General features: G+C 35.3%; 17 protein-coding genes. 3 read left to right on the top strand and 14 right to left on the bottom strand.

All coding sequences use genetic code 11. From position 1 onward, the window contains the following. The first annotated feature begins 44 nt into the window (after positions 1-44). The gene (locus tag AC0J6S_RS05075; protein ID WP_474955727.1) at positions 45-461 is read left to right on the top strand and encodes a hypothetical protein; all 417 of its coding nucleotides are present in this window, start codon (positions 45-47) and stop codon (positions 459-461) included. Positions 462-463: 2 nt separating this feature from the next. Here AC0J6S_RS05075 and AC0J6S_RS05080 read toward each other — a convergent pair whose 3' ends face one another. The 5 genes from AC0J6S_RS05080 to AC0J6S_RS05100 form a co-directional block, all read right to left on the bottom strand. Continuing rightward, entirely contained in the window at positions 464-592 is a 129-nt protein-coding gene (locus AC0J6S_RS05080; RefSeq protein WP_474955728.1) for a FeoB-associated Cys-rich membrane protein, read from the bottom strand. Between the two features lie 140 nt (positions 593-732). Next, positions 733-2,964 (bottom strand): TonB-dependent receptor family protein, encoded by a 2,232-nt coding sequence (locus AC0J6S_RS05085; protein WP_474955729.1) that lies wholly within the window; start codon positions 2,962-2,964, stop codon positions 733-735. Positions 2,965-3,069: 105 nt separating this feature from the next. Beyond that, on the bottom strand, positions 3,070-5,172 hold the full coding sequence (gene feoB / locus AC0J6S_RS05090) for a ferrous iron transport protein B (RefSeq protein WP_474955730.1): 2,103 nt from the start codon (positions 5,170-5,172) through the stop codon (positions 3,070-3,072). Further along, a complete protein-coding gene (locus tag AC0J6S_RS05095; RefSeq protein ID WP_131907889.1) occupies positions 5,166-5,408 on the bottom strand; it encodes a FeoA family protein in 243 nt (80 codons plus the stop codon). The genes feoB and AC0J6S_RS05095 overlap by 7 nt, the downstream gene beginning before the upstream one ends. Before the next feature lie 152 nt (positions 5,409-5,560). Beyond that, a complete protein-coding gene (locus AC0J6S_RS05100) occupies positions 5,561-6,226 on the bottom strand; it encodes an SCO family protein (RefSeq protein ID WP_474955731.1) in 666 nt (221 codons plus the stop codon). A 230-nt stretch (positions 6,227-6,456) separates the two neighbouring features. Here AC0J6S_RS05100 and AC0J6S_RS05105 point away from each other — a divergent pair, with 230 nt between their 5' ends. Continuing rightward, positions 6,457-8,520: a M13 family metallopeptidase gene (locus AC0J6S_RS05105; RefSeq protein WP_474955732.1), complete on the top strand. Its 2,064-nt coding sequence runs from the start codon at positions 6,457-6,459 to the stop codon at positions 8,518-8,520. A gap of 62 nt (positions 8,521-8,582) precedes the next feature. Here the strand turns inward: AC0J6S_RS05105 and AC0J6S_RS05110 are convergent, their stop codons facing one another. The 5 genes from AC0J6S_RS05110 to AC0J6S_RS05130 form a co-directional block, all read right to left on the bottom strand. After that, entirely contained in the window at positions 8,583-9,515 is a 933-nt protein-coding gene (locus AC0J6S_RS05110) for a DMT family transporter (RefSeq protein ID WP_474955733.1), read from the bottom strand. 1 nt (position 9,516) lies between these two features. Then, positions 9,517-10,320 carry an SDR family oxidoreductase gene (locus tag AC0J6S_RS05115; RefSeq protein ID WP_474955734.1) on the bottom strand — a complete coding sequence of 268 codons (804 nt, stop codon included), beginning with the start codon at positions 10,318-10,320 and terminating at the stop codon, positions 9,517-9,519. A gap of 11 nt (positions 10,321-10,331) precedes the next feature. Further along, positions 10,332-12,650 carry a M28 family peptidase gene (locus tag AC0J6S_RS05120; RefSeq protein ID WP_474956327.1) on the bottom strand — a complete coding sequence of 773 codons (2,319 nt, stop codon included), beginning with the start codon at positions 12,648-12,650 and terminating at the stop codon, positions 10,332-10,334. A gap of 104 nt (positions 12,651-12,754) precedes the next feature. Next, positions 12,755-13,105 carry a hypothetical protein gene (locus AC0J6S_RS05125; protein WP_474955735.1) on the bottom strand — a complete coding sequence of 117 codons (351 nt, stop codon included), beginning with the start codon at positions 13,103-13,105 and terminating at the stop codon, positions 12,755-12,757. Beyond that, positions 13,102-14,631, bottom strand: a complete 1,530-nt coding sequence (locus AC0J6S_RS05130) for a GNAT family N-acetyltransferase (protein ID WP_474955736.1) — start codon at positions 14,629-14,631, stop codon at positions 13,102-13,104. The genes AC0J6S_RS05125 and AC0J6S_RS05130 overlap by 4 nt, the downstream gene beginning before the upstream one ends. 180 nt (positions 14,632-14,811) lie before the next feature. Between AC0J6S_RS05130 and AC0J6S_RS05135 the strand changes: the two genes are divergently transcribed. Beyond that, positions 14,812-15,144, top strand: a complete 333-nt coding sequence (locus AC0J6S_RS05135; protein ID WP_474955737.1) for a single-stranded DNA-binding protein — start codon at positions 14,812-14,814, stop codon at positions 15,142-15,144. Positions 15,145-15,230: 86 nt separating this feature from the next. Here the strand turns inward: AC0J6S_RS05135 and AC0J6S_RS05140 are convergent, their stop codons facing one another. The 4 genes from AC0J6S_RS05140 to AC0J6S_RS05155 form a co-directional block, all read right to left on the bottom strand. After that, on the bottom strand, positions 15,231-15,860 hold the full coding sequence (locus AC0J6S_RS05140) for a CatA-like O-acetyltransferase (protein ID WP_474955738.1): 630 nt from the start codon (positions 15,858-15,860) through the stop codon (positions 15,231-15,233). Between the two features lie 178 nt (positions 15,861-16,038). After that, on the bottom strand, positions 16,039-17,295 hold the full coding sequence (locus tag AC0J6S_RS05145; protein ID WP_474955739.1) for an OmpA family protein: 1,257 nt from the start codon (positions 17,293-17,295) through the stop codon (positions 16,039-16,041). A gap of 231 nt (positions 17,296-17,526) precedes the next feature. Next, the gene (locus AC0J6S_RS05150) at positions 17,527-18,216 is read right to left on the bottom strand and encodes an HAD family hydrolase (protein WP_474955740.1); all 690 of its coding nucleotides are present in this window, start codon (positions 18,214-18,216) and stop codon (positions 17,527-17,529) included. 36 nt (positions 18,217-18,252) lie between these two features. Continuing rightward, positions 18,253-19,149, bottom strand: coding sequence for a DMT family transporter (locus AC0J6S_RS05155; protein ID WP_474955741.1), 897 nt, complete (start codon positions 19,147-19,149; stop codon positions 18,253-18,255).

The raw sequence follows: 19,149 nt of genomic DNA on the forward strand, positions 1-19,149 counted from the left end.
ATTTAGCGGTTGTAAAAGAATATAATAATCCTTAATCATAACGTGTGAAAAAGTCAGTTCTATTCCTTTTTATGATGATTAGCAGTTTAGCTTTGGCGCAAAGCACAGAATCCCAAAAAGTGAAATACGTAACTATAAAGCAAAAAGTATTTCCTAATCAAAGAGGATTTCAACTGGTTTTGAAAGCAGTTGTTTCTGATTCTCGTTGTCCTGAAGGTGTGACTTGTATTTGGGCGGGAGAAGTAAGTGCTGTTGTTTCGGTGTACAAAGATTCAAAATTGATTGAAGATACGATTTTTGTTTTTTCGATGACAAACGAAGAAGACAATAGAAAGTGGTTCTCTAAATATCTGCCTGAAAAACAAAAGAAGATAAAAAGTATTGGTGTGGTGCCGTATTCAAAAGAAGGAAGCAAGATTGATTCGGAAGAGTATTACCTGAAAATTGGTTATCTAAAGTAATTTTAGCTACAGCCACAATCGCCGCTGCCACAATCTTTATCCGATTTTTTCTTTTTGAAGAAGAATTTTTTAATCAAAAAAGCCAGTGCTATTCCGAGCGCTACAAAAGCTAAAATTTCTTGAATATCCATATTGTAAAAATAAGAAAAAGCAACCCGAAAAGGTTGCTTTTTTGCGTTAAACTAATGACAATGTTTTACAACTGCGCCATTATTCCAAAGTTAATTCCAAAGTTTTACTTCAGATTATGTTACTGTAATTTTATAATCAATTAGAATTTTGCTCCTACAGAAATGTAAAATGTTCTTCCTTCTCCTGGTAAAATTCCTGGACCAGGATAACCTCCAGCTCTTCTAGTTGCGTAAGCTTCGTCAAAAACATTATTAATTCCTGCTCTAATGTTGTAGTTTTCTAAGAATTTATATTCTGATGAAAAGTCAAATACATTGTATTTATCTAGCAATCCTGTAACTCCATTGGCAGAAGGTGCTGTAGTATTGTTCGCATCTGTAAATATTTTTCCTGTTAAGCGGTATTGCAGGGTAGTTGATATGTTGTTTTTTCCCCATGAAAGACCAAAGTTATGAATGTAACGCGGAGCATTTTCTACTCTTTTTCCGTCAAGGTTTGAGCTTGTAATAACTGTATTTGGGGTAGATCCTGCTGTTGTAAAAGTCTCAAAATCGGTGTAGCGACTATCAATAAAACTCATCGATGCAAAAAAGTCTACATTCCCTATTTGCTTATCAACTTCTAGAAAACGTGTAATATTGATGTTAAAAAAGCTCTCGATACCTTTGTTGACTGTTGTTCCTAAATTAGTTCTGTATAAAAAAGTACCTTGGGATGGATCATTATTTGTAAACTGTCTCACTCCACCAATACGATTGTTGTATTCAAGGTAAAATAAACCAATGTCAAAATTGATGTAATTGTTTATATTTCCTCTATATCCTAAATCAGCATTATATCCGCTTGCATCCTTTAAGTTTGGATCAATCACATCAGTAACTGCAGGTGGTGTCAAATCAGAGAAAAGTATCGGCCTGTAGGCCTGAGATACATTAGCATACACATTTGTGCTTGCAAATTTATATTCTAAACCTAATCCAAATAAAGCTTTATTTCGTACGATAGGATCGGCGTCAAAATTTACAGTAACTCCATTGTTTACTGCAAATAAGCCTGCACCTCTTGAGGTTATATGTTCAAAACGCACACCTGGTGTTGCACTAAATTTTTCCGTAATTCTAAACTGATTTTCAGCAAAAAAAGCAATGTTTTCGGTTTTGAATTTTATGTTTCTAGGGTAATCATTACTTACAGATAAGTCAAAATCACTTCCTGTGGTACCATTTCCGCTTTGTTTACGAATAGTTGTTGCTTGGTATACACGTGCTCCAAAAGCCAAGTTATGTGAGGTTGAACCTAGTTTATACTTAAAAATATTTCTATTTTCTGCCCCAAAGTTTTCGTAAAAATCTCGATCTACTCGTCGGTTTGCATAGTTATCCGTTGTTGGGTTTATGGCGTCTGGAACGTTTGGAGTGGCAGTAAACCCAACGCTATTGCGCTCTCCAATAAGACCAAATAATTTGGTGTTGGATGTTAAATTTTCATTGATCTTGGTGTCTAATTGAATCGAGAAAACGTTCCAAGGTGTTCCAAACCAATTTCGATTGCGCGAGGATTGCTGTGGGTCTTGTTCATATTGCGCATCAGTTAAACCTCCTGATTGTTTCATCTCGTAATCCATATTGGTATACTCTGCAGAGATTTTTGTGTTTGGGGTAAAACGGTACTCTAGGAAAGCGTGTGTATTGCGTACGGTATATTCTCCGTTTTGTCTCCATCCATCAGCACTTCTAGAGTGGTTGTATACGTAGTACGAAAAGTTTTTTAAGGTCCCACCAATAGCGTTGTAGGAACTCATTAAACCGTAACTTCCCACACTATTTTGTGTTTCAAAAGTAAATTTTTTCTTTGTTTCTCTTTTTAAAACATAGTTTAGCATTCCGCCAAACTGTGGTCCAAATTGCAATGAAGCGCCACCTCTAATCAATTCAATGGTTTCTACTGCTTCAAGAGGCGGGTTATAATAGGCTTCTGGATATCCAAAAACATCCGATGAAATGTCATAACCGTTTTGTCTAGTATTTAATTCCCAGCTTCTATTAGGGCTTAATCCTCTTACACCTACATTGATTTGTATTCCAGATCCCTCGTTTTCCCAAATGTTTACACCGGGTACTCTAGAAAAAACTTCACGTGTATTATTTGTTGCAAAGTTCCCGTTGATGTTAGAAAGTTTTAATATCTCATTTTTCTTTCCTGAAAACAAAACGTTTTCTTTTACCTCTGGCATTCTCTCTGGACTTTGAATTTTACCAGTTACAATCACAGGCAACAAAGTTTTAACAGTATCATTTAATGTTGGATTTATTTCCTGTGCAAATAAGCTTGTAGTAAGCAAACATAGTCCTATTGAAAAGGCATTTTTCATATTATCTTTATTTAGATTAAATCTACGGTGCAAAGATAAATCTGAAATGTTATTTAGACAAATTAAAAATAACAAAAATTAAAAATTTAACATTTGTCGAATGTTTTACTTCAAAATTTGATATGCGAGCAATGCTACTACATAAGCAAATCCAGACATAAAAATTAATTGACCTGCTGGCCATTTCCAGGAGTTGGTTTCTTTTTTAGTAACTGCTAGGGTACTGGCGCATTGCATCGCAAAAGCATAAAACAATAGTAATGATATTCCGGATGCAAAGTTGAAAATCTTTTCTCCGGTAACGGGATTGATTTCGGCAGCCATTTTGTTTTTGATTGTAACTTCATTATCGCTCCCGCCAACGCTGTAAATCGTGGCTAATGTTCCCACGAAAACCTCTCTGGCAGCAAAGGAACTGATAATCGCAATTCCTATTTTCCAGTCGTAACCCAAAGGCGAAATGGCAGGTTCAATGGCTTTTCCCATAATTCCAATATAGGAATTTTCCAATTTTTGCGAAGCGACAGCATTTTCAAATTCGGCTGTAGGTAACGGATTATTTATAGTATTTTCAGTGACAATTTTTTCGGCATTATTGAATTTTTCTCCGGGTCCGTAAGAAGCTAAAAACCACAATACGATGGAAATGGCCAAAATGATTTTTCCGGCGCCATAAATAAAAGCCTTTGTTTTTTCAATTACATTGATTCCCACGTTCTTGAAAAGTGGTAATTTATAATTGGGCATTTCGACAACAAAGTATGTCTTTCCTTTGATTTTTAGGATTTTGTTCAAAATGTAAGCGGAGAAAATAGCCATTCCAAAGCCCAAAAGATACAACAACATCAAGGTCATTCCCTGCATGTTCAGAAAACCGAAAACACGATTGTCCGGAATTACCAATGCAATAATGATAGCGTAAACAGGTAATCTGGCGGAACAAGTTGTAAAAGGCGTTACCAAAATCGTAATTAATCTTTCTTTCCAGTTTTCGATATTTCGGGAGGCCATAATTGCAGGAATTGCACAAGCTGTTCCAGAAATTAACGGCACCACACTTTTGCCCGATAAACCAAATTTTCGCATGATTTTGTCCATCAGGAAAACCACGCGGCTCATATAACCGCTTTCTTCCAAAATGGAAATAAACATAAACAAAAATGCAATTTGTGGAATAAATATCAAAATACCTCCAATTCCCGGGATGATTCCCTGCGAAATTAAATTCGTTAAAACTCCGGCTGGTAATTCTTCCGCAGCAAGCGTACTCAACGAAGCAAAAGAAGCATCGATGAAATCCATTGGAATTTTAGACCATTCGAAAATAGATTGGAAAATAACAAACAAAATCAAAAAGAAAATGACGTATCCCCAAACTTTATGGGTCAGCACGCGGTCGAGTTTGCTACGGTAATCTCGTGCAACTGAGGAGTCAATTTTTAAGCCTACTTTCAGTACATCATTGATAAACTGATAGCGTTTTATGGTTTCTTTTTGCTGAAGGCGTTTTAAATCAGAGTGTGATTTTGTAAACGAACTTCGGATTTCATTTCGTTCTAAATTCAGGAAATTAACGTCTTGTGTAATCACCAGCCATAATTTATAGAGCAATTGATTTGGGAATGCTTTGCGCAAACTGTTGAAATAATCCGGATCAATTACAGAGGCATTCAGGCAAGGTTCGCTTGAAATGGTTCGATAGCTGACAATCAAATTTTTCAACTCATCAATTCCATATCCTTTTCTGGAACTGATTAAAGCAATTTTAGTTTTTAGGTGTTCCTCGAGATAGGGTATATCCAGCGTAATCCCTTTGAATTTCATTCTGTCAGCCATGTTGATGACTAATATTGTTGGAATTTCAAGGTCTTTTATTTGGGTAAAAAGGAGTAAGTTTCGTTTTAAATTTTCCACATCAGTGACTACTAAAGCCACATCAGGATATAATTTGTCGTTTTTGTTCAGTAATAATTCAATCACCACATTTTCATCAATCGAACTGGCATTTAGGCTGTAGGTCCCGGGTAAATCCAGAATATTAGCCTTAATATTATTGGGTAATTTGCAAAAACCTATCTTTTTTTCAACGGTGATTCCTGGATAATTCCCCACTTGCTGATTCAGGCCGGTTAGCTGATTAAAAACGGAAGTTTTGCCCACATTCGGATTCCCGATTAAAGCAACATTGATGTTTTGTTTGCTTACCATAAGTTGGTTTTTATAATATCAACCTCAATTTCTTTTGCAGTCTCCACCCGAATTGCTACATGCGAACCATTAATATTCAAATATAAAGGATCTCCAAAAGGAGCAATTTGAAGTAATTCTACCAGATTGCCGGGTAAGCAACCCATTTCCAATAATTTTAATGGAACGGTATCGATGTCAAAGTCTTTTATAATGGCTTGTTCGCCTTTTTTGAGAGAATGTATCGTTGTTTGCAAAACTTATTTAGATTGAATTAAGATTGCAAAAATACACATTTAAATATAAACACAAATGATAATTATCACATTTATACTGCAATTATAACAAATCAATCCAACAGATAATACAGCGAATATCTTTATAAAATTGGGATTCGTTTAAATGCTTCTTATTCGTTACTCAAAAAAGTGATGTCTTCAATTAATCGTTTCATGTCCTCTTTGTTGGTTCCGTCATAAAAGCCGCGAACTCTTTTTTTAGTATCTACTAAAACAAAATTTTCGGTGTGAACCATATCGTAAAGTTCACTTGGCTTTCCCAGTTTCACGGCTAAATAGGATTTTCTGGCCATCGTGTAAATCTCTTTTTTATCTCCTGTCACTAAGTTCCATTTGTTGTCGTCAACATTGTGTTTTTTGGCGTAAGCCTTCAAAACGGGGACACTGTCAGTCTCTGGAAAAACGGTATAGGACAACAATTTCACTTTTTGATTATTGGCAAAAGCTTTTTGAATATCGGATAAATTAGTGGTCATTTTTGGACAAATGGAGCCGCAAGTGGTAAAGAAGAAATCAGCGACATATATTTTGCCTTCGTAATCTTTTTGGGTAATGGTTTTTCCATTTTGATTAATGAATGAAAAATCAGCAATCGTGTGATATTTGCTTTTGTACTGAACGGTGCTGTCCACTAATTCCGGATTTACATCAGCGGGATTGAAAATGGGAAGTGTTTTTTTTGGCTTTAAAGCCGAATAAAATAAGGATAAAATAATTGCCGAAAGAACAAAGAAAACTACAAAAAAGAGACGGTATTTTTTTAAAAACTCTAACATAGTGCTATTTTGATGCAAAAATACAAAAACAGGATTTGTTTTTAATTCAAATTAACAGAGTTTTATTTTAAGCAGATTCCTTCCAAATAAAGCACATAAAATTATTTTTTCTGATTAAACCTTTTAGAAAAATTGAAGTCAAATAAAGATGTTTTTGTAATTATTTGATTTTAACTAAATATCAAATAATTTATTAATAGCTTTGTTAAACTAACTAATAATTAAAAAAAATGAAGAAAAACAGCAATAAGCAACTGCTTTTTGTGATTCCCGCAATTATGGGCTTTGCGGTGAGTCAAGCGCAAACCACTCCTGCAGCTCAGGAACCGGGAATCAATGTGAATTATATGGATAAAAATGTAAAACCAAGTAATGATTTCTTTCGTTACGTAAACGGAACTTGGTTAGACAATACTGCCATTCCTGCTGATAGAACCCGTTGGGGTAGTTTTGACGAATTGCGTCAACGAACTGACGCGGATGCCTTGGCAATTCTAAAAGAAGCTGCAACAAATCCAAGTTACAAATCGAATACAGATCAAGGAAAAGCAATTAATTTATATAAATCTATTCTTGACACTATAGGAAGAAACAAGTTAGGAATTGCTCCGTTGAAACCGTATTTGAAGAAAATTAATGCCGTTAAAAACGCCAAAGATTTAGAAACATTAATGATTGAAATGGAACCTATCGGTGGCATCGGATTTATGGGTGCTGGCGTAGGAACTGATGCAAAGAACAGCAGTAGAAACGTGATTAATTTAGGTCCCGGTGGCGTAGGTTTGCCAGACAGAGATTATTACGTTTCTGAAGATGCCGATTCTAAAGAAAAGCGTGCGAAATATGTTTTACACGTTGCTAAAATGTTGCAATACCTTGGGGATAAACCAGCAGTGGCTAAAATGAATGCTGAAAAAATCCTGGCTCTTGAAATTGCTATGTCTAAACCAAGATTAGACAGAGTAGAACGCAGAGACCGTCGTAAGTCCTACAACCCAATGACATTGGCTGAATTGAGTAAATTAACTCCTTCTATCAATTGGAATAATTACTTTACAAAAATAGGGTTGACAAAAGTAGATACCGTTATTGTATCACAACCTAAATACATGGTGGCGCTTGAAACTATGTTGAAAGAAAACAAAGTTGACGAGTGGAAAGCCTACATGCGTTGGAGTTTGTTGAACAGGGCTTCAAGCCAATTGTCAACTGAAATTGAAAATGCCAACTTTGAGTTTTACGGAAAAACGTTAACGGGTGCAGTAAGTCAAAGACCACGTGACGAAAGAGCACTTCAAACGATCAATGGTGCTGTAGGTGAAGCTTTAGGAAAATTATATGTTGAGAAAAAATTTCCTGCTGAGGCCAAAGCTAAAGCAGAAAAAATGATCAAAAACATCTTCTTAGCTTTCGAAAACAGAATCAATAATTTGTCTTGGATGTCAGCAGAAACAAAGGTGAGCGCGCTTGCTAAATTGCATAAATCAAGAATTAAAATTGGTTATCCTGACAAATGGAAAGATTATTCAGCCTTGACGATTAAAAGTCCGGAAGAAGGCGGAACTTATTTTGAAAACGCTAAAAATATGTCTCAATGGCGTTTTGAAGAAAACTTAGCCGAGCTGAACAAGCCTGTGGATAAAGAAAAATGGGGAATGTCACCACAAACGGTAAACGCTTACTACAACCCATCAAATAACGAAATCGTATTCCCGGCAGCGATTTTACAACCGCCTTTTTACAATTACCAAGCCGATGAAGCGGTTAATTATGGCGGAATTGGTGGAGTTATTGGTCATGAAATCTCACATGGTTTTGACGATTCAGGTTCCCGATACAATGCTGACGGAAACTTAGTAGACTGGTGGACGGCTGAAGATTTGAAACAATTCTCCGCTTTAACAGGAGCATTGGCCGCTCAATACAGCGCTTTGGAGCCATTGCCAGGAACTTTTGTAGATGGTAAATTTACATTGGGAGAAAACATTGGAGATTTGGGTGGTGTAAATGCCGCTTACGATGGTTTACAATTGTACTTGAAAGAAAACGGAAATCCAGGATTAATCGACGGATATACTCCGGAACAACGTTTCTTCATTTCTTGGTCGACTATCTGGCGTTCAAAGATGCGTGATGAAGCGTTGAAAAACCAAGTAAAAACAGACCCGCATTCTCCTGGAATGTACCGTGCTTATGTTCCTTTGCAAAATATAGATACCTTCTATAAAGCATTCGATATTCAAGCAAATGACGGCATGTATATTGCACCTGAAAAGAGAGTTAGAATCTGGTAAGAATATATTCAAGCATAAAAAAAGTCCCATTTGAATCTTTCAGATGGGACTTTTTTGATTTATCACGAATTTATTTTCCGGTATTTCCTCAATGAATAATTCACCAGATACAATCCAAACAATGTAACGCTTCCACCTATTGCTATTGCGGTGTTAAGTGTTTCGCCAAAGATAAATGCACCCAGAAGCACAGCAATAATAGGATTAATATAGGAATAAACACTGCTGATTTCAGCAGGAAGATTTTGAAGTGCATAGATAAAGGCAATGAAAGTAAGGATGGAGCCAAAAACAACTAAATACCCGATAGACCACCAGGAAATCGCGGGAATTTCGCTTAAACTTACCGATATTCCAGTTGCGCCGGTATACGCAAAAACTAAAATACTCGACAAAAACATTTGTATTCCTAAGCTAAAATAAGGATTGAAAGTTGCTGCTTTTTTCTTTGTGTACAACGTTCCAAAAGCCCATGTCAATGTTGAAATTACGGAAATAATTATTCCGAATCTGAAATCTGGAATCAAAAAATCACTTAAATGGTCGTAAAAAATAACGCAAACGCCACTAAAACTGATAATCAAACCCATAACTGATAATCTGGACAAGCGTTCGCCTCTGAAAAAAGTAATGATTACAATCCATAAAGGGACGCACGCGCCAATTATTGCGCCTAAACCACTACTGATATACTTGACGCCCCAAGTGCTTAATCCGTTGCTTAAAACAAAGTTAAGAATGCTTAGAATGACAATTGTTTTCCATTGTTTCCCCTTCGGCCAAGGCGTTTTTTTAAACAAAAAATAGGAAATGTAAATGAATCCTCCCAGAAATTGTCTGATAGAGACAAGTTGCAAGGCAGGCATGTGTTTTACGCCTTCTTTTGAAGCGATCCAAGTGGTTCCCCAAAAAAAACTGACCCAGCACAATGCCAAAATAGGTAATCCAATGGCATTAACTTTCGACGAAATAGCATTTTTAATTTTAGTTCTCACGTTACAAATTTGGTTTCGCAAAAGTATACTTTAAAACCGTTTCAATGCGAGCACTCAAAATTATTTTTCCACCAGAATTTCGTTCAGAATTAAACTTTGGAAATGCCAAATTCAAATCCTTTGCTTTTTGTGTATAGTACTGTTCTCGCGAAGGATGTGATGGAGCAACCGCATTGAAGGTTTCATTCCAGGACGCAGTTTCAATAATTTTTAGAATTATTCCAATACAATCGTCCTGATGAATTAAGTTAACGGGTGCATCAGGATTGTCCAAATTCTCACGGCCAGCCAAGAATTTTACAGGATGACGGTCTTCACCAATTAAGCCGCCAAAACGCAATACCGTTGTTTTGAAATTGCGGTTGTTTTGCAAAAGCTGTTCTGTTTCCAGTAATTGTTTGCCACTTTCAGTATCCGGTTTTGCAATAGTTTCTTCAGTGACAAAAATCTCTTCGTCATTATAAACCGATGTTGAGCTGATGAAAAGTACTTTTTCGACAGATGATTTTTCTATAAACGGAATTACATTTCTAATTTTGGAAACAAAATTTTCGGTCCCCGAGCCGCGAAGTTTCGGCGGAACATCGATAATCAGAATTTCAGAATTTTCCAGAAAATCGGCTATGTTTCCAGTGGCTTTATTTTCTGAAAGCGCAATTAAAAAAGGAACTATTCCCGCATTTTTTAATACTGTTAATTTCTCATCAGAAGTTGTCGAACCTTTCACGGAAAACCCATATGAAAGTAAGGCTTTCGCCAAAGGCAAACCCAACCAACCGCAACCTAGAATACTAATTTTTGTCATTTTTTGAAAAATTAATTGACTTTCAAACTGTCTTTTCCAACTGTTAAACTATCTTTAACAACAGGAGTAGTTAAAGCAGCATCCAAAGTATTCACAACAATCGGACTCGCTTTTATCTTTTGTCTAATGACCACAGCATCATTCAAAACAAAAGGCGTTGGCATCATCCAGTTTTCTCTTTTTATTATTTTAAATAATGGGTTTGACAATAAATCAAATGAACTTTCTAACAATTCCATATCTAAAACCGTTGAAATATTAATGCTGAACTGCATTTCTAAAGGTGTATTTCCTATCACATAATAACTCAATATCTTTTTTCCTTTTCGCTGATAAAGTAAATTTTTTTGGCCTAATGTTGTCACGCCATTAGCTTTAAAATTGTGAAGTGCCATTTTTTCATTGGCAAAAATATCATAGCGATTAACGTTCCGATTCGGGGAAATTTTTATTTTCAAAAACCTTTGATTACCTACGATTCTGTCTTCCAAAAATTCTATACTTGGTTTCTGAAGGTCTTTTTTAGGCGCATTAGCCGCATATGTAAAACCAGAATTGTATTTGCTGAACAAAGGAATTTCGTTCAAATTGGTTGCGTTTTTCGGGTTTTCACCCAAATAGCCTTTGGTCCAAGAATCAAGATTGGTGTCGTACGTAGCCCAACTCGCCTGGTCTGTATCGGCATTATAGATATACAATAAACTGTTTGATTTGGCTTTGCCAGCTTCGTAACCGGATTCAGAATGTGCTTTCGCAAAAAAGCCGATGGAAAGCACAAAAAATACTAAAGTCCAGATTCCCTTTTTGGCGAAAGCCCCAAAAACCGGCAATAATAGGCCAAAAGTCAGTACCGTAAGTATAGCACTTCCAAAAAGCACTTTCAATCCTAAACCTATTGGGAACATTTGGATAAAAGGTGCTATGATCATCAAAGCGGGAAGGCTTAATAGGAGATTTAATGTTTTGTTCGATTTTTGAGTCACGATAAAAAGCCCAAAAATCAATAGCCCAAAGTACACCGGAATAATTAAAAATCCTGCTCCTGGTAAAACAAAAGCTAGAATTCCGTTGATGATAATCCATAAAAATAATGGCGCTGCATAATGATTGATAGTTACTTTTCGCTCAGATAATAAATGATAAAAAACCATACTTATCGCTAAGGATAATAATACGAAAGCGGCAATGTAAGCGTGTCCGTTGTACGTAAATCCGTTAAGTAAATCATTGTATTGCGGATACAGTTTTAGCAATGCTTTCCAACCAAAAAAAGTAATTAATCCAGCTGCAAATAAAGAACCCGATAGTGGTATAAATCCTTTACCGATTTCCCTAAACGACAGAATGCGTTTAGCTTTTCCTAAAAACAGCAGGAAAATAAACAGTGCCAATGCAATTATTACCATAGGCAAAACCCAATTGAAAGGATAACTTATAAAGGTGTAGGGAATGGTAAAATAGACGTAATCTTCACCGGCTTGTGTTGTGTTTAAATCTGTGTTTGAGAAATATTTTAGCAACGGCATCAAATAAGAACCTTGATGCGCTAACGTATTTTTATTCAAATGATGGATGTCATCCTGAGCAGTATGATAGTTGAAATGGTCATCAATGAAAGCAAAATTATAGCCTTGAATATTGCCTTGTTCCCTGAAAACGGTCAAATCAGTATCATTGGGTAACATTTTATAAATGCTGTACATCAATGAATTTGAAACTGGAAAAGTCGCTTTTGCGGAAGCGAATTCCTTCACTAATCCTGCATTTCCTTTGTTGGTTTCCATCAACATATAACTTGGACCGGATGAGCCGCGTGCTTCAAAATTTAAAACTAAGCCAACTTCTTTAGCCCACTGATGTTGGGTTACAAAAAGTGCAGCACCATTCAGTCCTAATTCCTCAGCATCTGAAAACAGAATAATAATGTCGTTTTTATGCGGCGTTTTGTTGTATAAAAAAGCACGAACACTTTCCAGGATCGTTGCTACACCAGACCCTGCATCGCTGGCGCCAGGAGAATAGGAGTGAGGCGCGCTGTCATAATGAGAAAGCAATAACAATGCTTTGGAATTATTGGAACCTTTGATTCGGGCCAAGATATTTTTTGATTGTACCAGATTTCCCCAATCGCTAAGCGTATATTCTTCCTGAATTGAAGTCTCAAGTCCTAACTTGTTTAGCTCTTTTACGAGATAATTTGCGACTACTTCATGATTTGCGGAACCTACAAAATGAGGTTTTTTCGAGATTGCTTCTACTTGGGTCAAAGCTCTTTTTGTCGAAAAATCAGAAAGAGAACCTTCATCATCCGAAGTCCATTGAGGCATCATCGTAATATAAATTAGCCCCAGAATTGCTACGAGGAATGAGCTGGCAAAAATAGAAAAATAGTGTTTTTTCATGATAGGTTAGGTAGATTTGGGGATTTGCGGTATTAAATGTCTTTTTTGACCAACATATAAAAATCATTTTCTAAAACCATATAGCCTTGGTCGTACAAGAAATAGTAGGTATTTCCAGTTTTAGTATGTAGGATATTGGTGAAAAAATCAAAATCAAAACCTTTACTTAACAATTTTGCCCTTGTGGTTTTTGATTTTCCTTCGGTGTTGAGCTCAGAGAGAATGCGGTAATTTTTGCGCAACTTGTTGTTGATGTTGCGCATGAAATTAGTACTGTCCTTGTTTATTTTATTGTTGAAAGCGTTACGACAACCGTCACTACAAAACTTTTTGTCTTCCCGGCCTACAATTTTTTCTCCACATTCTAAGCAGGTTTTGTTCATGGATTGATTTTTTTGATGTCGTATAAGTCAGTTCTACGATCTTTCAGAATTCGAACACTTCCATGCTCGTGAAGTTCTTTCAGTAAATCTAAATCTACATCGACAATCAGTGTCATTTCCGTATTTGGAGTCGCTTCGGCTTTGATTCCATTACTTGGAAAAGCAAAATCAGAAGGTGTAAATACAGCGGATTGCGCATATTGAATATCCATGTTATTTACCTTTGGAAGATTACCTACACAACCGGCTATGGCTACGTAGCACTCGTTTTCTATCGCTCTAGCTTGTGCGCAGTGCTTGACTCTGGTGTAGGCATTTTGAGTATCAGTCAAAAACGGAACAAATAAAATGTTCATTCCTTCATCTGCCAGTAATCTGGATAGTTCTGGAAATTCAACATCATAACAAATCATAATTCCTATTTTGCCACAATCCGTATCAAAAGTCTTAATTTGTGACCCGCCTGTCATTCCCCAGTGCTGAACTTCGTTTGGAGTAACATGAATTTTAGCATACATTTCAGAAGTTCCGTCTCTTTTGCAAAGAAAGCCAACATTATATAATGTGCCGTTTTCTAAGTACGGCATGCTTCCTGTAATGATATTGATATTGTAAGAAATAGCTAATTCCTGGAAACGTTTGTGAATAGGTTTCGTATGTTTGGCTAACTCTCGTATGGCTTCGGCCTCAGATAAATGGTTGTAATCTGCCATTAAAGGAGCAGTAAACAGTTCCGGAAACAAGGCAAAATCACTTCCGTAACCCGAAACTACATCAACAAAAAACTCACATTGTTCGTATAAAGCTTCCAGATTGTTTAGTTGACGCATTTGCCATTGAACAAGCCCCAAACGAATGACACTTTTCTTGAGGTTTATCAGTTTTGGACTTTCGTCGTAATAAATATTATTCCATTCCAGTAAAACGGCAAATTCTTTGGAATCTGAGTCGCCTTCTAAGTAGTTTTTCATTACACGAATCACGTGGAAATCATTACTTAACTGAAAAGAAAGAACTGGGTCGTGCAATTCTTTTCTTTTTACTTTTTCAATATAATTTTTTGGAGTGAGTGTTTTCGCATGTTGTCCATAATTAGGAATTCTGCCAGCAAAAACAATGGCTTTCAAATTTAATTGTTCACACAATTCTTTTCGAGCGTCGTATAATCGTCTGCCAAGGCGCAGTCCTCTATAACTAGGATGAATAAAAACATCTATTCCGTATAAAACATCTCCTTTTGGGTTATGGGTAGAGAAGGTGTATTTCCCAGTTATGTCAGAGTAATTGTGGTTTTTATCTACTAAACTTTCGTCAATAATTAGAGACAAAGCAGACCCAACTACTTTTCCATCTACTAAAATCACCAATTGACCTTCGGGAAAAATACTTAATAATTTTTCAATATGATGTTCTCTCCAGTAGGAACCTACCATTTCCGGATACGATTCTACCATGGAGTTTTTCAATTCTTTGTAGTCATCAATCTTCAGATTTCGTAACTCTACTTTGTTTATTTTGGCTTGCATAAAAAATTTATTTTTATCAAATATAACTAAATTTTCCCATTTACAAACGCTTACAAATAGTTACAACCGAAAGTAAATAGTTAGCAACCGAATACTTTTTGACAGTCATCGCATCTTTGCAATGTTGATTTGAAATAGCAATTCAACAAAACATATACTAACATTTAAATATTATACGCCATGAACACATTAAGAAACAAAGTACAGTTAATTGGACACGTTGGGAATGATCCGGAAATCAAATCATTTGACGGAGGAAAAAAGTTGGCCAATTTTACATTAGCAACAAATGAAAGCTACAAAAACGACAAAGGAGAAAAAATAGAAGAAACTCAATGGCACAAATTAGTGGCTTGGGGGAAAACTGCTGAAATTATAGAAAAATATGTTACCAAAGGAAAGGAAGTTGCAATTGAAGGAAAACTGACACATAGAAGTTATGATGATAAAAACGGAGAAAAGCGGTATATCACGGAAGTAGTGGTAAACGAAATAATGCTTTTAGGAAAGTAAAAATAGTTTCTAATTGTTAAGTCCCGGTTTGCAGTATAATTAAACTGCAAACCGGGACTTTTTTTTAAAACAAAAATTGGATGCCTTTATTGGTTCATCAATTCTTGGAAACAATCCACAAATTGTCCGAGATGAAGACCATCCATTAATCCATGATGCACGTGTACGGACATTGCAATAGTTCTTTTTCCATTATCGGCAATTTTCATTTTTCCAAACGAAATTTTAGGACAACTATCTGGAAAACTATAACTCCTGGCGTGTGATAATGAAGTGAAATCGAGCCATGGAATCGCCGAAAAGTGAATTACATTATCATCATTAAATGTTCGGGTGAAAAGTCCGGTTGTGGACTGAATACGGTCAATTTCTTGTGAAGTATTTTTTGCAAAAACTGAAAAATCAGAATTGTATTCAATCAAAGAAAAACCAAACGTACCATCTTCCCGACCAATAGTTGCCGAGGCATTTACTTGGTCACAAATATATATTTGGTCATCAGAAATTCGATAGCGAAACGATTCAATCGTATTCACTGCTACCAATGTTTTATGTAAGTAATAACTAAAAAAAGAAACGTTCACTGTTTTTGCATTCGCGTAAGCTTTGGTACAATCAATATCTACGGTCGCACCAAAGAATGGTTCTTCAAATTGTCTGAAAAAATGGAAATGTTCTTTTCTAGGCCAATTTTCTATATCTAAAAGGGTTTTCAAAATGGGATATTTTTATTTATTAATCAAAAGTACTGCTAATCTTTTTAATCAGAAATTCATTCTTGAGGAACTTTTATTTTTATTGATTTCTGAAAAATGTTTTTCGACGGGATAAGAAGGCATAAAAAAACCCTAAAAGAAATTTCCTTTAGGGTTTTTAGAGAATATTGAGAAAGAATTATTTTACTCTGAAAGTAACTCTTCTAACTAATTTTCTTGCAGCGTCTGAATCTTTATCAACTGAAGTGTCTTCACCAGCAGCAACTACATTCAATCTTGATGCATCAACATTAGCTTTCACTAATACATTTTTTACATTATTTGCTCTAGCAGCAGATAATTTATCATTGTATTCTGATCTTCCTAATTCATCAGCGTGACCAATAATGTCAACTGAAGCAGTAGGATTGTTTCTCAAATAAGTTAAGATAAAATCAGTACCTTCAGTAGAAACATTTGTTGGAGTTGATTTATTGTAGTCAAAATAAACTGCAACATAACCACCGTTGATTAAGTTTCTAATCAATTCATTGTTACTTAAGATTGCAGATTTATCAGTATTACTTCCGTAAGTTTTCAATAAATAACTTTCTAATTCGTCTGGAACATTATTGTTGTTTAAATCAATTGATTTTCCTTTAGTATCAACCATTACACCAGAAATAGTGTTTGGTTCTTGATCTAAATAATCAGCAACACCATCTTTATCAGTATCTAACATTGAAGTTTCGATATCAGCGATTTGTTTTTTCATCGCATCGATTTCGTTTCCATTGTCAATTACCCAGTCAGCATGTTTTTCGTTTTTACCTAAGTAAACTGTTAAACCTACAGTTCCATTAAAAAGAATTCCAGAAAAGCCTCTTGAACCAGGAATACTTGCACCATCAAAAGCAGCATCTTGAGTAACATTAAAGATTGTTGTAAAATCTCCCGTCAAAGCAATTCTGTTTGATAGTTTAATTTGTCCTGTTACACCAGCAATGAAGTTACCCATTCTGTCTTTCAACGCAGAATTTTGATCTTCTAATTGTGCTAAACCAAAACCAGCATGACCAATTAAACCAAGTGTATTAGTCCAAGTTTCAAAATTCATGATTCTTCCTAAGTTAGCAACAGCTTGTAAGTCTGCTCTGTAATATTTAGTGTCAAAATCAATAGAATTGTTTTTTCCTTCAAAGCTGTTCATTCCAAAATCAGCTTTCAAACCAAATTTGTTGTTAAACATATATCTAACTCCAAGATCAGCAACGAAAGGACTTGGTGTAGAGGTAAAGTAACCAGCAGTCATTGGTTGTTGTGGTTTATTAACACCACCTGCTAATTCAACAGACCATTTGTTATAGTCATTCTCTGTAGTTTTTGTAGTCTCAGTTTGAGCACTTAAAGTTGTCATTGCAGAAGCAAAAACTAACGTAAGTATGATTTTTTTCATCATTATTTTTTTTAAAATTTTATGCAAAAGTACAACATAATCAAGGATATGAAAACTTAAACCGTTAATTATGTAAGAATTAGTTTTAATTCTATAAATTAGCTGCGAATCAATGCTATTGGCAATATTTCGCAATTTATTTTATAGATTGTATAAAAATATTAACTTTAAAATTGTGGTTATTTCATTGTTAGTACTTGCTATATTGGTTAAAGAGGTTAGAAATAGGCTTTAATATTTCAGTTTTTGTAGCACCTCGGTGATTTTTTCAAAAGCGCTGAAGTTTTCGTGCTCTACTTTGTGGTCAATCTTTTCGTGTGCCCAAGTTGTATGAAACGGAATGTGTACGGCGTGTCCGCCAATAGCTAAAACTGGTAAAATATCCGATTTTAATGAATTTCCAATCATGAAGAATTCTTTAGGTTGTATTTCCAATCGTTTTATCAAATCAGAATAATCAATTTCCTGCTTATCTGACATCACTTCGATATGATGAAAATAATGACCTAAACCTGAATTGTGTAATTTTCTTCGTTGGTCTAATAAATCGCCTTTGGTGGCAACCACTAATTTATATTTTCCGTGTAAAGCTGCTAAAGTTTCTTCGACACCTTCCAATAAAACAATGGGTTTCTCCAATAATTCTTTACCATATTGAATGATTTTTTCAATGATTTCAATAGGAATAGTATTGTTTGAAATATTCATAGCCGCTTCGATCATCGATAGAATGTAGCCTTTGATTCCGTAGCCGTATAATTTTAAATTATCGATTTCGACTTTGAATAACTCCTTAGAAATTCCTTGATGCGACAAATAATCTTCCATCAAACCACAGAATTTTTTCTCGGTTTCATCAAAATACGTTTCGTTGATCCATAAGGTATCATCGGCGTCGAAAGCAATTACTTTAAGTTCCATTTTTATTTTATTTTGATAATAATTGAGGTTTTTATTTTAACTTTTTACTGTTTTTGAAAAGACTTTCTTTATTGAAATTGTTTTCGAATAAAAGGTAATTCGGATTCCCAAAAGTAAAATAATTCCACCGATTATCATTTGCAGTGTGATTATTTCATCTAAAAATAACCAAGCTAAAATAGCAGTCAAAACGGCTTGACCGAGCAAACTCAAAGACACTCTTGTAGCTCGCATGTGTTGTGTGGCATAACTGAGCGATAACCATGCTAAAAGTTGGCAAACTACTGCCTGGATTAACAAGACCAGCCAACCAGCATCAGAAAATCCAGAAAAAGGTTCTTCTAGTATTAAACAGAGAATTCCTAAATATATACTTGAAGAAATTAGGCTGATGGTCATAAACGAAAGCACGTCTACTTTAGAAAGTACTTTTTTGCTGATCAATAAGTAAATAGCGTATAAAATACCCGATAATACGGCTAACAGGAAAGCGGTGTCAAAATTAAGTTCAATAAAAAACTGAAAACCAACCAGCATAATCATTCCGAATAATGAGATTAGAGTTCCAATCCAAAAATTAGTGGCGGGTTTTGTTTTTAAAAATAAAAACGAACCAATGCCCACCCACAGCGGTGATAAATTAGTAAGCAGTGAAGCCTGAGTAGCGCTGGATTCTTGGATAGCAATATTCCAAACAGCAACATCTGAGGCAAATAAAATTCCGCAAATTATAGCAGGAATCAATACTTTTAAAGTTGGAAGCTTGAATTTTTTTGTAATAATGACATACGGCAATAGCAAGGTTACTGCAATTGCCATTCTATAAAAAGCCGAAATTAGGCCGGGAGTTAGCCGAAGTTTTATTAATATTGGAAAAATCGAAATGCAGAGTATCCCAACAATCAAAGCTAATTGCGGCTTTTTTATTTTCAT

The sequence above is a fragment of the Flavobacterium sp. TS_SC_5 genome (assembly GCF_056156265.1).

Bases quoted from the DNA above. Each gene is read 5' to 3' on its own strand.
- AC0J6S_RS05080 (WP_474955728.1), bottom strand. From the start codon at position 592: ATGGATATTCAAGAAATTTTAGCTTTTGTAGCGCTCGGAATAGCACTG.
- AC0J6S_RS05085 (WP_474955729.1), bottom strand. From the start codon at position 2,964: ATGAAAAATGCCTTTTCAATAGGACTATGTTTGCTTACTACAAGCTTA.
- feoB (WP_474955730.1), bottom strand. From the start codon at position 5,172: ATGGTAAGCAAACAAAACATCAATGTTGCTTTAATCGGGAATCCGAAT.
- AC0J6S_RS05100 (WP_474955731.1), bottom strand. From the start codon at position 6,226: ATGTTAGAGTTTTTAAAAAAATACCGTCTCTTTTTTGTAGTTTTCTTT.
- AC0J6S_RS05105 (WP_474955732.1), top strand. From the start codon at position 6,457: ATGAAGAAAAACAGCAATAAGCAACTGCTTTTTGTGATTCCCGCAATT.
- AC0J6S_RS05115 (WP_474955734.1), bottom strand. From the start codon at position 10,320: ATGACAAAAATTAGTATTCTAGGTTGCGGTTGGTTGGGTTTGCCTTTG.
- AC0J6S_RS05120 (WP_474956327.1), bottom strand. From the start codon at position 12,650: ATGATGCCTCAATGGACTTCGGATGATGAAGGTTCTCTTTCTGATTTT.
- AC0J6S_RS05125 (WP_474955735.1), bottom strand. From the start codon at position 13,105: ATGAACAAAACCTGCTTAGAATGTGGAGAAAAAATTGTAGGCCGGGAA.
- AC0J6S_RS05130 (WP_474955736.1), bottom strand. From the start codon at position 14,631: ATGCAAGCCAAAATAAACAAAGTAGAGTTACGAAATCTGAAGATTGAT.
- AC0J6S_RS05135 (WP_474955737.1), top strand. From the start codon at position 14,812: ATGAACACATTAAGAAACAAAGTACAGTTAATTGGACACGTTGGGAAT.
- AC0J6S_RS05145 (WP_474955739.1), bottom strand. From the start codon at position 17,295: ATGAAAAAAATCATACTTACGTTAGTTTTTGCTTCTGCAATGACAACT.
- AC0J6S_RS05150 (WP_474955740.1), bottom strand. From the start codon at position 18,216: ATGGAACTTAAAGTAATTGCTTTCGACGCCGATGATACCTTATGGATC.
- AC0J6S_RS05155 (WP_474955741.1), bottom strand. From the start codon at position 19,149: ATGAAAATAAAAAAGCCGCAATTAGCTTTGATTGTTGGGATACTCTGC.